General features: G+C 66.7%; 11 protein-coding genes. 5 read left to right on the top strand and 6 right to left on the bottom strand.

The genetic code is table 11. The features are described 5' to 3' along the window. The first annotated feature begins 48 nt into the window (after positions 1–48). Both treZ and BLV60_RS07610 read left to right on the top strand, forming a co-directional pair. Entirely contained in the window at positions 49–1887 is a 1839-nt protein-coding gene (gene treZ, locus BLV60_RS07615) for a malto-oligosyltrehalose trehalohydrolase (protein ID WP_093052409.1), read from the top strand. Beyond that, complete coding sequence (locus tag BLV60_RS07610) at positions 1877–7042, top strand: malto-oligosyltrehalose synthase (protein WP_093052406.1); 5166 nt, start codon at positions 1877–1879, stop codon at positions 7040–7042. The genes treZ and BLV60_RS07610 overlap by 11 nt, the downstream gene beginning before the upstream one ends. On the opposite strand, the gene BLV60_RS34630 is transcribed toward BLV60_RS07610, so the two are convergent. Next, positions 7008–7154 carry a hypothetical protein gene (locus BLV60_RS34630; protein ID WP_256328889.1) on the bottom strand — a complete coding sequence of 49 codons (147 nt, stop codon included), beginning with the start codon at positions 7152–7154 and terminating at the stop codon, positions 7008–7010. The two genes, BLV60_RS07610 and BLV60_RS34630, sit on opposite strands and share 35 nt — an antisense overlap. Positions 7155–7661: 507 nt before the next feature. Between BLV60_RS34630 and BLV60_RS07605 the strand changes: the two genes are divergently transcribed. The 3 genes from BLV60_RS07605 (at position 7662) to BLV60_RS07595 (ending at position 11156) form a co-directional block, all read left to right on the top strand. After that, positions 7662–9014, top strand: a complete 1353-nt coding sequence (locus tag BLV60_RS07605) for a hypothetical protein (protein ID WP_176928736.1) — start codon at positions 7662–7664, stop codon at positions 9012–9014. A 194-nt stretch (positions 9015–9208) separates the two neighbouring features. Beyond that, entirely contained in the window at positions 9209–10210 is a 1002-nt protein-coding gene (dusA, locus tag BLV60_RS07600; protein WP_093052401.1) for a tRNA dihydrouridine(20/20a) synthase DusA, read from the top strand. Positions 10211–10376: 166 nt separating this feature from the next. Further along, positions 10377–11156: an IclR family transcriptional regulator gene (locus tag BLV60_RS07595; protein WP_093052397.1), complete on the top strand. Its 780-nt coding sequence runs from the start codon at positions 10377–10379 to the stop codon at positions 11154–11156. 19 nt (positions 11157–11175) lie between these two features. On the opposite strand, the gene BLV60_RS07590 is transcribed toward BLV60_RS07595, so the two are convergent. The 5 genes from BLV60_RS07590 to BLV60_RS07575 all read right to left on the bottom strand — a co-directional run bounded on the left by BLV60_RS07590 (position 11176) and on the right by BLV60_RS07575 (position 14192). Further along, a complete protein-coding gene (locus tag BLV60_RS07590; RefSeq protein WP_093052394.1) occupies positions 11176–11850 on the bottom strand; it encodes a response regulator transcription factor in 675 nt (224 codons plus the stop codon). After that, positions 11847–12005, bottom strand: coding sequence for a hypothetical protein (locus BLV60_RS34315; protein WP_176928735.1), 159 nt, complete (start codon positions 12003–12005; stop codon positions 11847–11849). Before BLV60_RS34315 ends, BLV60_RS07590 begins: the two co-directional genes overlap by 4 nt. A 25-nt stretch (positions 12006–12030) precedes the next feature. Beyond that, positions 12031–12936, bottom strand: coding sequence for a DUF2145 domain-containing protein (locus tag BLV60_RS07585; RefSeq protein ID WP_371127359.1), 906 nt, complete (start codon positions 12934–12936; stop codon positions 12031–12033). Beyond that, complete coding sequence (locus BLV60_RS07580) at positions 12936–13397, bottom strand: hypothetical protein (RefSeq protein ID WP_093052388.1); 462 nt, start codon at positions 13395–13397, stop codon at positions 12936–12938. Before BLV60_RS07580 ends, BLV60_RS07585 begins: the two co-directional genes overlap by 1 nt. Before the next feature lie 132 nt (positions 13398–13529). Further along, on the bottom strand, positions 13530–14192 hold the full coding sequence (locus BLV60_RS07575) for a DUF3313 domain-containing protein (protein WP_093052385.1): 663 nt from the start codon (positions 14190–14192) through the stop codon (positions 13530–13532). Positions 14193–14311: the final 119 nt, after the last annotated feature.

Genomic DNA, 14311 nt, shown 5'->3' with positions numbered 1-14311 from the left:
CCGCCCCAAGCAAGCTCGCACCGCAGTGCGAAGCACGGAGGTTCGCCAATGAGCGCTCATACACATCGCATGCCGTTCGGCGCCACGGTGCATGCCGATGGCGCGGACTTCGCGCTCTGGGCCCCGTCGGCGGAAATCGTCATGCTCGAACACCACGCGGTGGCCGGCGAAACCTCGACGCAGCCGATGACGCGCGACGGCAAGGGCTGGCATCGCCTGGCCGTGCCCGGGGTGGGGCATGGCGACAGCTACCGCTACCGGCTGCCCGACGGCACGCGCGTGCCCGACCCGGCGTCGCGCTTCAACCCCGAGGACGTGCACGGCCCGAGCGTGGTCATCGACCCGCAGCGCTTCGAGTGGACCGACGGCGCATGGCGCGGCCGCCCGTGGGAAGAGGCGGTGGTCTACGAGCTGCACGTCGGCACCTTCACCGAAGAGGGGAGCTTCAGCGCCGCGCGCGAACGGCTGGGCGAACTTGCCGAGCTCGGCATCACCGCCATCGAACTCATGCCGCTCGCAGACTTTCCGGGGCAGCGCAACTGGGGCTACGACGGCGTGCTGCCGTTTGCGCCCGACGCCTCGTACGGCGCGCCCGACGAACTCAAGGCGCTGGTCGACACGGCGCATTCGCTGGGGCTGATGGTGCTGCTCGATGTGGTCTACAACCACTTCGGGCCGGAAGGCAACTACCTGCATGCGTACTGCCCCGAGTTCTTCAACCCCGGACACCAGACGCCGTGGGGCGCCGCGATCAACTTCGACGGGCCCGGCTCGCGCACGGTGCGCGACTTTTTCATTCACAACGCGCTTTACTGGGTGGAGGAGTTCCGCTTCGACGGCCTGCGCATGGATGCCATTCATGCCATTCACGACGAGACGCGGCCGCACATCGTGAACGAGATCCGCGAGGCGCTCGATGCCGGGCCGGCCCGCGAGCGCCATGTTCACCTGGTGCTGGAGAACGACGCCAACCAGGCCTCGATGCTGATGCGCGACGGCCGCGGCATGCCCGTGGCCGGCACGGCGCAGTGGAACGACGACCTGCACCACGCGGTGCACGTGCTGGCCACCGGCGAGCGCGATGGCTACTACGCCGACTATGCCGACGACCCGGTGTGCCGCTTCGCTTGCGCGCTGGCCGAGGGCTTCATCTACCAGGGACAGCCGTCGGCTTTCAGGCATGGCGAGCGGCGCGGCGAGCCGAGCACGCGGTTGCCGCCGCAGGCGTTCGTGTCCTTCCTGCAGACGCACGACCAGGTCGGCAACCGCGCCTTCGGCGAGCGCATTCACGCGCTCGGCGATCCGGTGCTGGTGCGCGCGGCGCTGGCCTGCCTGCTGCTGTCGCCGCACGTGCCGATGCTGTTCATGGGCGACGAGTTCGCGGCCTCCACGCCTTTCCAGTATTTCTGCGACTTCGGGCCGGAGCTTGCGGCGGCGGTGTCCGAAGGGCGGCGCGCGGAGTTCGGCGGGTTCGCGATGTTCGCGGACGAAGCCGCTCGCGCGCGCATTCCGGACCCGAATGACGAAGCGACCTTCCTGGCCTCGAAGCTGCGCTGGCGCGAGCGCGGGACACGCGCGCATTTTTCGAGGCTCAGCGAGGTGCAGCAGCTGCTGGACCTGCGTCATCGCCTGATCGTGCCGCGCCTCGCCGGCATGGCGGGCGCAGGCGTCTACCAGTGCGAGAACGGCATGCTCCAGGTGCAGTGGGACATGGCGTCGGCGCGCTTGCATCTGCTCGCTCATTTCGGGGCGCAGCCTGTGGAGGGCGCTACGGCGCCACCTGGCGAGGTGGTCTATAGCGACGGGGCGACGACCGACCGTGAAGGCGCGTTGCGCCTGGCGCGCGGTGCAGTGCGCGTGACGCTGGAAGCGCTGCATGGCGGATGAAGCAGGCCACGGCCCTGTGACGGGCGATCTCGAGCGGCTGTGCGCGCACTTCGGCATCGCCACCGGTTATTTCGATGCCTTCGGCGCGCGGCGCGAGGCTGCCGCTGAAAGCCTGATCGCGCTGCTGGCCGAGTTCGGCGTGCGGCTCGACGGCGCGGCCGACGCGGGGCGCGCATTGGAGGCCGCACACCGCGCGCGCTGGGCACAGGCGCTGCCGCCGGTGCGGGTCGTGCAGGCCGGCAGCGCTGCGTGGTCGGTGACGTTGCGGCTGCCGGCCTCCATGCGGCGGCTGCGCTGGCAACTCGGTGACGAGCAGGGACGTGAGCTGCAAGGCGAGGCCGACGCGGAGGCGTTGCCAGAGACCGGCCGTATCGACATCGACGGCATTTGCCTGTGCGAGCGCGTTCTGCAAATGCCGCTGGCGCTCGAAGCCGGCTATCACCGGTTGCGCATCGAAGGCCTGCGTGGCGAGACGCTGGTTCTTGCAACGCCCGGCCGCTGCTACCGGCCGCCCGTGGTGCGCGATGGCGGTCGCGTCTGGGGCACGGCAGTGCAGCTCTACAGCCTGCGTTCGCCACGGAACTGGGGCATCGGCGACTTCAGCGATCTGGAAGAGCTCGCCGTGTGCATGGCAGCGCAGGGCGCGGACATCATCGGCCTCAATCCGTTGCACGCGCTGTTCGCGAGCACGCCGTCGAATGCGAGCCCGTACAGCCCGTCGTCGCGTCAGCAGCTCAACGTGCTCTACATCGACGTGGAAGCGGTGGATGGCTTTGCAGACTGCGACCCGGCCCGCGAGCGGGTGCATTCGCCCGACTTCCAGGCGCGGCTCGCCGCGCTGCGTGCAACGCAGCTGGTGGATTACGCGGGCGTGGCCGCGGCGAAGTTCGAAGTGCTCGAATTGCTCTTCGGCCACTTCTGCGCGCGGCACCTGCCTCCGGAGGGCGCGCCCGACGAGGCGGGCAGGGAGTTTCTGGCCTTCGTCGCGGAGCGCGGCGAGGCGTTGCGGCAGCACGCTCTTTTCGAAGCACTGCAGGCGCACTTTCTTGCAGCCGAAGGCGGCGCGTGGGACTGGCATGCATGGCCGGTCGCCTACAGGAATCCGGATTCCGCCGAGGTGACCGCATTCGCCGTGGCGCATGCGCAGCGCGTGCAGTTCCACCAGTACCTCCAGTGGCTGGCCACCCGGCAACTGGCACGGGCGGCCGCGCGCTGCGATGCGCTCGGCATGGGTGTCGGCCTGTACGTGGACCTGGCGGTGTCGGTCGACCGCGCCGGCTCCGACACCTGGGGGGCGCAGCAGGTGTTTGCGGAAGGCGCCAGCGTTGGCGCGCCGCCGGACGAGTTCAACCCCGCCGGGCAAGGCTGGGGCCTGCCGCCGCTGCGCCCTGACCGCCTGCGCACCGATGGCTATCGCTTCTTCATCGAAACGCTGCGCGCGGGCATGCGCGGCGCCGGTGCGCTGCGCATCGACCACGTGATGGGCCTCATGCGCCTGTTCTGGATTCCGCAGGGCCGCGGTGCGCGCGAGGGTGCGTACGTCTACTACCCGCTCGACGAGATGCTCGCCATCGTGGCGATCGAGAGCCACCGCCATCGCTGCATGGTCGTGGGCGAGGACCTTGGCACGGTCGAAGATGCGGTGCGCGATGCGCTGGCGCAGGCCGACGTGCTGTCTTACCGGCTGCTGTATTTCGAGAAACAGCGCGATGGCCGTTTCACGCAGCCCGCGGCCTATCCGCCGGCTGCCCTGGTCGCGATCAGCACGCACGACCTCGCGACCTTCGCGGGCTGGTGGACGGCCGACGACCTGCGCGAGCGGCTCGCGCTGGGCCTGTTTCCCGATCCGGCGATTTTCGACAAGCAGCTGATGGACCGGGCGCAGGAGCGCATCGAGTTGATGCAGGCCTTGCAGCAGGCGGGCCTGGTGTCGCGCGAGGAAGTGGCGCAGGCGGCCGGGCTCGCGATGCCGTCCGCGCGCATCGTGGAAGCGGCACACGCCTTTCTGGCGGCTGCGCCGTCTGCGCTGATGATGGTGCAGCTGGAGGACGTGGCGGGCGTGGTGGCGCAGGCCAACATGCCCGGCACGGTGGACGAGCATCCGAACTGGCGGCGCAAGCTGCCCGAGCCGGTGGCGGCGCTGGCCGGCGGCGAGCGCATGCGCGGGCTGGGCGAGGCCCTGCGTGCGGCGCGGCCGCGCCAGGTCGAATCGGCCGGGCGGAGTGCATCGCCGGGTCTGACGACTCGCGTGCCTCGCGCCACCTACCGGCTGCAGTTCCACAAGGACTTCGGCTTCGACGACGCGATCCGTGTGCTGCCGTATCTCGCGAAGCTCGGCGTGAGCCATGTGTACTGCTCGCCGATCCAGCGCGCCCGCGCGGGCAGCATGCACGGCTACGACGTGGTGGCGCATGCGGAGATCAACCCCGAACTCGGTGGCGAGGAAGGCTTTGCGCGCTTCGTCGCGGCGCTGAAGGCCAACGGCCTCGGGCAGCTGCTGGACATGGTGCCCAACCACATGGGCGTGTTCGGCGCCGACAACGCGTGGTGGATGGACGTGCTGGAGAACGGACCCGCGTCGCTGTTCGCGCAGCACTTCGACATCGACTGGCAGCCACTCAACGTCGAGCTGACCGGCAAGGTGCTGCTGCCCGTGCTGGGCGTGCACTACGGCGAGGCGCTGGAGAACGGCGAATTGATCCTGCGCTTCGAGGACGCGAGCGGCAGCTTTGCCATCGGCTACTACGACCACCGGTTTCCGCTGGCGCCCGAGAGCTATCCCATGGTGCTCGAACGGGCGCTGGCGCGGCTGGGCGATGCAGCGGCGTCGGGGCGGCTGGCGAGTTTGTCGACGGCTTTCGGTCATCTGCCGGGGCGCGGCACGGCCTCTGCGCAAGAACAGGCAGAACGCGTGCGCGACAAGGAATTGCTCAAGGCCCGGCTGGCGCGGCTGGCACAGCGCCATCCTTCGGTGGCACAGGCGCTCGTGGCGTCGGTGGCGGAACTGAATCTCGCATTGCCGGAAGCCCGCGACGCACTGCACAAGCTCATCGAGCTGCAGGCGTACCGGCTCGCGCACTGGCGGGTGGCGGCGGACGAAATCAACTACCGGCGCTTCTTCGACATCAACGATCTCGCGGCCGTGCGCATGGAGCGTGAGGAGGTGTTCGAAGCCACGCAGTCTTTTGCGCTGGACCTTGCCGCATCCGGCGTGGTGGACGGCCTGCGCATCGACCACCCCGACGGGCTCTACGACCCGGCCGAGTACTTCCGCAAGCTGCAGGAAGGCTATGCGCGACGCGCCGGACTGGTGCTGCCCACGCACGACGCGCAGGGGCGGCCCGCACGGCCCCTGTACGTGGTGGCCGAGAAGATCGCCGGCGCGCACGAGGAAGTGCCCGAGAGCTGGCATGTGCACGGCACCACCGGCTATCGCTTTGCGAACGTGGCAAACGGCGTGCTGGTCGACACCGCGGCCGAGGCGAGCGTGGTGCACGCGTGGCAACGCTTCACCGGCGAGATGGAAGACTTCGCCTCGGTGTCGCGTGCCGGCCGGCGCGAGGTGATGCGCAATGCGCTCGCGTCGGAGCTGAACGTGCTGTCGACCGAACTGCTGCGCATCGCAAGGGCCCACCGCAGCACGCGCGACTACACGCTCAATGCGCTGCGCCGCGCGCTGGCGGATGTCGGTGCGTGCATGCCGGTCTACCGGACCTATATCGTCGAACGGCCGTCGGAACAGGACGGGCGATTCATCGACGAGGCCGTGGACGAAGCCGCCCGGCAGAGCGGGGATGCCGACCGGTCGATCTTCGATTTCGTGCGGTGTGCGCTGCGGGGGGAGGCGGTTGCCTCCGCTTCGCCGGCGCTGGGCGAACGGGTGCGCCGCTTCGCGCTGCGCTTCCAGCAGTTCAGCGCGCCGGTGGCGGCGAAGGGCGTGGAAGACACGGCTTTCTACCGCTACTTTCCGCTCAGCTCGCTCAACGAGGTGGGCGGCGAGCCGGACCTGTTCGGCATCGAGGTCGACGCATTCCACGCGGCGAGCGCCGACCGCGCGCTGCGCTGGCCGCACACCATGCTGGCGACTTCGACGCACGACAACAAGCGTTCGGAAGACGTGCGCAACCGGATCGACGTGCTGTCCGAAATGCCCAACGAGTGGGTGCTGGCGCTGACGCGCTGGCATGGCCTGTGCCGCGGCACGCGGAAGAAGCTGGCCGGCGGCGAGGCGCCATCGCGTGCCGACGAATACCTGCTGTACCAGACGCTGCTCGGCACCCTGCCTCTGGGTGGGCTCGACGCCGGCACCGCGCCGGGCTACAGCGACCGCATCTGGCAATACATGCAGAAGGCCGCCCGCGAGGCCAAGTTGCGCACGCGATGGTCCCAGCCCGATGCGGACTACGAGGCCGCGCTCGAGCGTTTTGTGCGCGAGCTGCTGGCCGATCCGGAAAAGGGCGCGTGCCTTGCGGACATCCAGCGGCTGGCGGACACGCTGTCATGGTTCGGCGCATGGAACAGCCTCACGCTCACGCTGCTGAAATACAGCTCGCCCGGTGTGCCCGATCTCTACCAGGGCAGCGAGCTCATCGAGCTGAGCCTGGTCGATCCGGACAACCGGCGCCCGGTGGACTACGCCCTGCGCCAGCGGCGGCTGGCCGCGCTGCGGGCAATGGTTGGCCAGGAAGGGGATGGCCTGGCAGCGCGGGTGCGTTCGATGGTCGAGGCGCCGCATGACGGCCGCGCCAAGCTCTGGTTCATCTGGCGCCTGCTGTCGTTGCGGCGGGAGCAGCCTTTGCTGTTCAGCGAAGGAAGCTACGAGCCGCTGGCGGTCGAGGGGCCGCTGTCGAGGCACGTCGTGGCCTTTGCGCGCAGGCATGAGGATCAGGTGCTCGTGGTTGTGGCGGGGCGGTTGTTCGTCGATCTCTCGCGCCGCGGCGCGGATGAGGGTGCGATTCCGGCGCTTCCTGAGGCGACGAGATGGAAGGGCACGACGGTGTGTCTTCCCGCAGGCGTTCGCTCAGTGATGCTCGAGAACCTGCTGACTGGAGAGTCGCTGTCGGTCGGGGAGGGGGCTATTCGCCTGGACGACGCACTGCGATGGATGCCATGGGCTGTCTTCAGCCGTACAGCGCCGCGGGAGAAATACGCATGATCTGCACCTGCTGGGCTGCGTCGATGACACGAGCGACCGGCTCCCAGACGCTCGAATAGACCGGCAAGGCGTCAGGCGCGAAGCTCGTGTGCGGCCAGTCGGAGCCCCACACTGTGCGGCCGGAGAGCCAGCCCTGACTCGCCTCGCGCCATCAACTTGGCAGCGCCGGTGGCCTACCGCATTTACATGTCACCGATATCACTATTTCGGGTGATGCCTAGAGAGAAGTAAATCGATTCAATCAAATCTGTGCACTTTTGCGTGCACAGCCAAGCTGCCGTAGCTGATCGACCGACGTCGATCTCCTCCATCTGGCGGTGTCGGGACGAATGCTTTTCGCCCAGATGTCTTTGGTTACGTGAGGCCTGATTGCTGTTGCATTTCCGGGCTCGCGTGATCACGTCTGATCGGCAAGGCCCGAAATCCGGAAGCCGAGGACTGCTTGGGACATTCCAAAAATCACCTAGGAAAAGTAATGGACCGTAGAAAGTTTTCGCTCACGATGGTGGGCGCGGCAGTGTTGGCCGGGTGCGGAGGAGGCGGGGGAGGCAGTGGTGGGTTTGCGTTTCCCCCGATTGCGAGTGCGCCGCCCGCTCCTGCACCCGAGGTGGCGCCTCCCGTGCCAGCGCCGGTGCCCGATCCCGGCCCTGTCGTACCTACGGCACCCGAGCTTGCAACGCCGACGTCCCTGCCGGCCGGCACGGCGTTCCTGCAAACCGTTGCCGCGACCGATGGTGATCGTTCCATCGCGCCCGGACAGGCCAATATCTGGGACCTGAATGAGGACTTCTCGATCGAGGATGGAGGTGACGACCAGTTCGACGGGACCTTGCATCTGCTCGTGGACGTCGGCGGCGTGCAGGCCGGATTCCCTTCAGACCAGACCTACGCGGAACTGACCGCACTGGGCCCGGAGATGGGGCCTTCGGACGGCGTCAAGGCGGTGACCTTCACCTCGGATACCAATTTCCTGCAAACCACAGGTGGGTACGCCTATCTGCACGCGGGCGCCGAGGTTCGTCTCCAGCAGACCTTGAACCTTGGCAGTGCCGTCGGACCCGGGATCTCGCTGGTCTGGGATGGAGTTCCCAGTCCAGGCAATGCCGCTGCTCCAATGTCGGATCCGGGCCAGTTCGGCCAGGTGGTTGTGCGCGATACGGCGGGCGCGCTGTTGGCGACGCTCTTCAAGGTCGATCTCAATGGGGTTTCCGGAACGTGGGGCTCAGCCTCGCTGGCAGCGTTTGTCGGCCAGACCGTGGTGCTGTCGTTCGAGCAGCGGGTATGGGTTAGCGGTTCGGCCATTGACAACGTGTCCGTCAAGGACGGTGCCAACACGGAATTCGTCGTCAATGGCGACTTCGAAGCCGCAGGCACGGGCTGGACGGTTTCGGCCTCGAAGATCGTGCAGAACGTGCGCACTGGCGTGAGAACCCTCAACGGACTCGAGGTGCAGCGCACGTTCTATACGCAACCCAACCTGCTGTGGGCGCGCATGACCGATGTCTTCCGCAATACCACCGCCGCGCCTATCGATGCCGTGGTGTCCTACGCGACCGACCTCGGCTCCGACAGCTTGGGCATCATCTACCCCACGCCGGGCGCAACCCAGAAGGCGCTGAGCACGTGGGACTACAAGTCGAACAGTGGAAATGTCGGAGATCGGGATGTCGGTTTTGCATTCGGCACTGCGGATGTCGTCAACTACAGGTCAGACACGGCACTTGGCGTTGGAGCCGGGACCGATGACGTGCTATTCCAGTTCAACATTTCGGTCCCGGCAGGCGGCAGCGTCACGCTGATGAACTTCCTGGTGATGTCGGGCACGGACACGGGCCTCGTTGCCACGGACATCACGGCAAGGGCGACCGAAGTGGATACGCAGCTTGCGGACATTGCCAATAACTTCCGGACCAACTTCGCGTACCAGCGGGGCCTGACCCAGGCTCAACTGGACACGGTGAAGAACTTCTAGCCGGTCGGCGGGCAGGCGGACTACTTCATCCGCCTGCCCGAGGGCAGCGATCTCCTGTCGCGCGCGAATCCCCTGAATCGTTGCCGCGTGAGAAACTACCGGCTTGATGTAGCCGATGCCCGTGCAGATGCTGACAGGACCGGCGAGCGAGGTCGGATCCCTGGTCTTCGAACGGTTGGCGGGGTTCCAAGTGTATGAGTGACAACGCTAAGCCATTGAATTTAAAAGAGAAAACCATCTCGGTCGCCCCGATGATGGACTGGACGGACCGCCATTGCCGGTACTTCCATCGTCTGCTGTCGCGCCACGCGCTGCTCTACACCGAGATGGTGACGACCGGCGCGCTGGTGCATGGCGACGTGCCCCGTCACCTTCGCTTCAACGCTGAAGAGCATCCGGTGGCGCTGCAGCTCGGCGGCAGCGAACCGGCTGACCTTGCGCACTGCGCAAAGCTCGGCGAAGAGTGGGGCTACGACGAGATCAACCTCAATTGCGGCTGCCCGAGCGAGCGCGTGCAGCGCGGCGCGTTCGGTGCCTGCCTGATGAACGAGCCGCAGCTGGTGGCCGACTGCGTGAAAGCGATGGTCGACGTGGTGAGCGTGCCCGTCACGGTCAAGCACCGCATCGGCATCGACAAGATCGAGAGCTACGAATTCGTGCGCGACTTCGTCGGCCAGGTGAGCGAGGCTGGCTGCCAGACTTTCATCGTGCATGCGCGCAATGCGTGGCTGCAGGGCCTGAGCCCGAAGCAGAACCGCGAGATTCCGCCGCTGCGCTACGAGCTGGTGCACCGGCTGAAGCACGAGTTTCCGGCGTTGTGCTTTTCCATCAACGGCGGCATTTCGGTCAATGCGCAGGTGCATGAACACCTGCGTCTGCTCGACGGCGTGATGGTCGGGCGCGAGGCGTATCACAACCCCTGGTGGCTGGCCGAATGGGACGCCGAGTTCTTCGGCGCCGAAGCACAGCCGCTGACGCGCGAAGAGGTCGAGTCGCTGATGTGCGACTACATGGCCCGCGAGGCGGCCGAGCACGGCACGCAGTGGTGGTCGATCGCGCGGCACATGCTGGGCCTGCGCAACGGCCTGCCGGGCGCGCGCCGCTGGCGCCAGGTCTGGAGCGATCACCGGCTCAAGACGCTGCCTGCGCACGAGGTGATGGCGATGGCGCGCGAGCCTGTCACGCAAGCCGCCTGAACCCGAAGCGCATCACGCGCTTTCTCCCCGGGGAGCGGGCCTGTCACGGCCCGCAAATTTTCAGTTGAAACGTTGTTCCAAAAAACGCTACTTCACGATAAGTGGCGCGTCAACCGTTTTTTGCTGAAAAATGAGGAGCATCAGGGACATAAAAAGGTTTGGATACATGAATGACGCGATTGGCGGCAAAGAAGAAGTAAGTGCGCTCGCCAGGGGTCTGGCTCTCCTCAGGGTCATCGGCATGGCATCGGCACCGATAGGCAATCGCGAACTGGCAGACACCACGGGCATCCCCAAGGCCACGGTGTCGCGGCTCACCGCCACGCTGGTGAGTGCGGGGTATTTGCGACAGTCGCAGGACAGCGAGCGCTTCAGCCTCGGCCCGGCGCTGCTGGACATGAGCAGCCGCTACCTGCGCCATTTCGACCTGCGCACGGTGGCGCGGCCGCACTTGGCGGCGTTGTCGGAGTCGGCCGGCGTGAGCGTGCACATGGGCGTGCGCGACGAGCTCGACATGCTCGTCATCGATTCGCTGCGGCCGCGTTCCGTGGTCATCAGCTCGCGCATCGAGGTGGGCACGCGCATGGCCATCGCCACCTCGGCCGCCGGGCGCGCCTACCTGGCGGCGCTGCCCGCGCCGGAAAAAGCCGAACTGCTGGAGCAGATCCGGACCGAAAGCGGGGAAAGCTGGAGCACCATCGAGGCTGGCCTGATGGCCAGCCTCGACGAGTACGACCGGCTGGGCTACTGCGGCTCTTTTGGCGAATGGAATCCGCACATCCACGCCATCGGCTTCGCCCTGGAGGGCCCGCGCGGCGAGCGCTACTCCGTGAGCTGCGGCGGCCCCGCCTATCTTCTGCCCAAGGACACGATGGTTGTGCGCATCGCGCCGCTGCTGCTGGAGACGGCGCAGCGTCTCGTCGGGGAAACCGGTACGTCGACCTAGAACCGGGGGCCGTCCGGTCCTAGTGGTCGTTGCGTAGCGCCAGCACGTAGCCCTCGCCGCGCACGGTGTGGAGCAGCTTCAGGTCGAACGGATCGTCCAGTTTCTGGCGAAGCCTGAGGATGCCGACCGTGACCATGTTGTCCCGCTCGCCGGCGCTTGATCCCCACGCGGCCTTGATCAGCTCGGCGCGCGACAGCACCTGGCCTCTGCGTGCCATCAGCGCGTCCAGAAGCTCGAACAGCGTGGCACTGAGGCCGAGATCCACGCCTTGACGAAACGCCTTGCCGCTCGCGCGATCGATGGCCAGGTCCGCCAGCCGCAGGACGGCCGCCTCCGGACCATGACCGCCTGACGCCAGCGCCCAGGCTCGCGCCACCAGATCGGCCGGTGCACAAGGCTTGACCAGGTACTCGGTCGCGCCCTGCGCCAGTCCTTCGAGACGGTCGGCCACCTGGTCTCGTTGCGTCAGCACCAGCAGCGGGGCACTGCTGCTGCGGCGAATGGAGCGTATCGCCACGTGCGCGGCGGCCGGTTGCGCGGCATCGAGAAGAATCAGTGCGTACGGCTTGCCTGTGAAGAGCCACGCGTCGGCATCGCGGGAGTCGATCACGTCGACTGCCAGGCCACATCGTCCGAGCACGCCGCCAAGTTCGTCGCGCGTTCCGTTTCCGGATCTGAGAAGCAGGACGTTCATGGGGTGGAGCCCTTTGCCGGTGTCGAAGCCAGCGCGGCTGGAGCATTCGGGGACATGTCGGGTTGCCTGTGCGCGCAACCGTCCATCAGAAAGACGCCGACCACCATCGCGAGCACCGCGGCGTGGGCAACTGCAAAGCTGGAGAGGTACTTCATTTGCTGTCGTTTGCCCTTGAGTGTTTCAGTCGAGAAGGACGACGCGATCGCCGCCGGTGGGCTGGCAGCCGTCGGAGACGGGTTCCCAGCCGCGGTGCACCACGACCTGCCTGCTGTCGTGGCACAGCTCGATGCGCTCGCTTGCGGGACGCTGTTCGCGCACGAAGGCTTCCACGGTCGAGGGCAGGCTGACGCGCAGCTTCAGCGCATAGATGTCGTCCTGCGGGTGGTCGTCCAGGTGCAGCAGCGGCACGAAGCTCGACGCGAAGACGAGCGCATGCGAGCCGACATCGACCGGTTCGGGCTTGTAGGGCGCCTCGCGCAACCATTGCTGGGCGCGCTCGCGCAGGTCGTCTCCGTCGGGCAACTCGCCCCACGCCACGGCTAAAAGTTCCATGACCCACTGGTTGCAGTTCTGGTAGCGCAGGCTGAACGGATAGGCATTGGCGCTGTAGCGCGCAGCCAGCAGATGCAGGGCGCGCGGCGTGTCGAGCGCCGCGCCGCGCAGCGCCTGTGCCGCTTCGGAGGGCAGGGCAACGATGGAGACGTAGCCCAGCGCGGAGTCGTCGATGCCCATGACGAAGCCGGCCAGGCCCTGGTCGTAGAGGCGCGGGTGTCCTTCGTCGCAGGCGTAGTACAGCTGCCGCGCGGACCATGTGCCGTCCGCGGCTTTCCAGGCGATGGCGGCGTGGGAGTAGCGGATGTGAAAGCGCGAGAGATCGAGTCCGGAGCGGCTGATCAGCACGGCGTCGCTGCCTGTGTTCGAAAGCGCTTCCTGCACGACGGCGGTGAAGCGCAGCAAGCGATCCTGCTGACCTGCTGTGAGCGGTTTCGCGCGATCGCAGAATTGCGACGACGCCGCGTGCGCAACGCCACCCGCCAAGGCGAGGAAGGCCGAGAGCCCCAGCAGCAACAGACGGCGGGCGACGATCAAAGGCTCACGGGGCGCGCGGCAAGCCCCCCGTACCAATCGTCGGCAAGCACGAGGTAGAACGCCTCGCGCGTGTCGCCACGTGCGAAGGCGGTGCCGTAGGTGCGCTGTTGCGCGTGCACGAGGTCGCCGAGGCCCAGGCGCTCCTTCGCGAAAGTGGCTTGCGGCAGTTCGAGCACGATGCGCTGCTGCGCGTCGCTGTCGCTCTGCATCGCGACGCGCGTGAAGCCCTCGCGACCTGTGGCTTGCGCGACTTCGGTGATGCGGTAGTCGCCTTCGGCCACCTTGTCGCCGTCGAACGAACTCTTGCTCGAACCGCGCAGCGATGCCGACACGCTGCCGCTCGATGCCGAGCCGGCACTGGAGGCCACGGACGACGTGAAGCTGTCGGCCTGTGCATTGAAGGCCGTGGCGAGTACGGCTGTGATACCCGCGAGGCGGAAGAAATGAAGGAAGGTCATGGAATGCTCCGGCTGTGTGTGAGGGAGGAAGTCATTTCGCGTGGAAGATGCCGAGCCTGGACCGGCGGGCCCGTGCGAAGGCGCACTGCAACTTGATGCAGGCCCTGCGCAGCCGTCTCCAGAGCGCCGTCGTCATTGCAGGTACGCGACCAGCTGGTCGGCGCCGTTTTCAATGCCTGCGATGGAAGCGCTCCGGGCCCCGATGCCGGCCTTGAGATTCCATGCATTCGGGTACTGCTTGGTGACGTAGGCGCCGAGCAGTTCGTTGGTCGAGGCGTCGTAGATTTCGACGGCAAAGCTCACCGAGCCCGTCATCGCGCCTTCCTTGCCGCGGATGGCCTGCACGGCGTTGTACGGGCCGCCCAGCAGGTCGAAGCGCGAGAAGGTGCTGAGAACGGCGGTGTTCGTCTTGGCGCCGGTGAGCGTCAGCTTGATCCGTACGGCGTTGGCGTTTCTGCCAGGAGCGTTCCGGAAGCGCGCATTCAGCTTGTCGGTGAACTGGTTCTGCATGTAGCGCGCCAGGAATGCCTTGTCGTCTTCCGACACGTCTTCGAACTGGCCGTCGCTGCCGCGGTAGATGGCGACCGGATCGAGGACGAAATCCGAATACCGCCGCCAGTCGATGTTTGCCTTGTATTCGAATGGAATGCGGCCGGAGTCGTCATGCTGGCTGGGTCGCAACTGGGACGCGGAGGCGATGCCGGTATACGGCACCGGCTGTGTGCTGGCACACGCCGTCAGGATCAGGCAGACCGCCAGGGTGATGGCCTTGGGAGCATCGGAAAGAGCACGCATCGCGTTCCTTGAATTGGGAAGAAGTGAATGGACAAGTGAATGAAGAAGGCAACGACCGTGTCCAGATTTAAAACTGTACGGTACGGTTCATTATTGAGGTGGATTTTGGCGATGTCAAG

The sequence above is a fragment of the Variovorax sp. YR634 genome (assembly GCF_900106655.1).
Classification (GTDB): Bacteria; Pseudomonadota; Gammaproteobacteria; order Burkholderiales; family Burkholderiaceae_C; genus Variovorax.
The sequence above is the reverse complement of the archived record's forward strand: the minus strand, read 5'-3'. Positions and strand labels throughout refer to the sequence as shown.

Bases quoted from the DNA above. Each gene is read 5' to 3' on its own strand.
- treZ (WP_093052409.1), top strand. From the start codon at position 49: ATGAGCGCTCATACACATCGCATGCCGTTCGGCGCCACGGTGCATGCC.
- BLV60_RS07610 (WP_093052406.1), top strand. From the start codon at position 1,877: ATGGCGGATGAAGCAGGCCACGGCCCTGTGACGGGCGATCTCGAGCGG.
- dusA (WP_093052401.1), top strand. From the start codon at position 9,209: ATGAGTGACAACGCTAAGCCATTGAATTTAAAAGAGAAAACCATCTCG.
- BLV60_RS07595 (WP_093052397.1), top strand. From the start codon at position 10,377: ATGAATGACGCGATTGGCGGCAAAGAAGAAGTAAGTGCGCTCGCCAGG.
- BLV60_RS07590 (WP_093052394.1), bottom strand. From the start codon at position 11,850: ATGAACGTCCTGCTTCTCAGATCCGGAAACGGAACGCGCGACGAACTT.
- BLV60_RS34315 (WP_176928735.1), bottom strand. From the start codon at position 12,005: ATGAAGTACCTCTCCAGCTTTGCAGTTGCCCACGCCGCGGTGCTCGCG.
- BLV60_RS07580 (WP_093052388.1), bottom strand. From the start codon at position 13,397: ATGACCTTCCTTCATTTCTTCCGCCTCGCGGGTATCACAGCCGTACTC.
- BLV60_RS07575 (WP_093052385.1), bottom strand. From the start codon at position 14,192: ATGCGTGCTCTTTCCGATGCTCCCAAGGCCATCACCCTGGCGGTCTGC.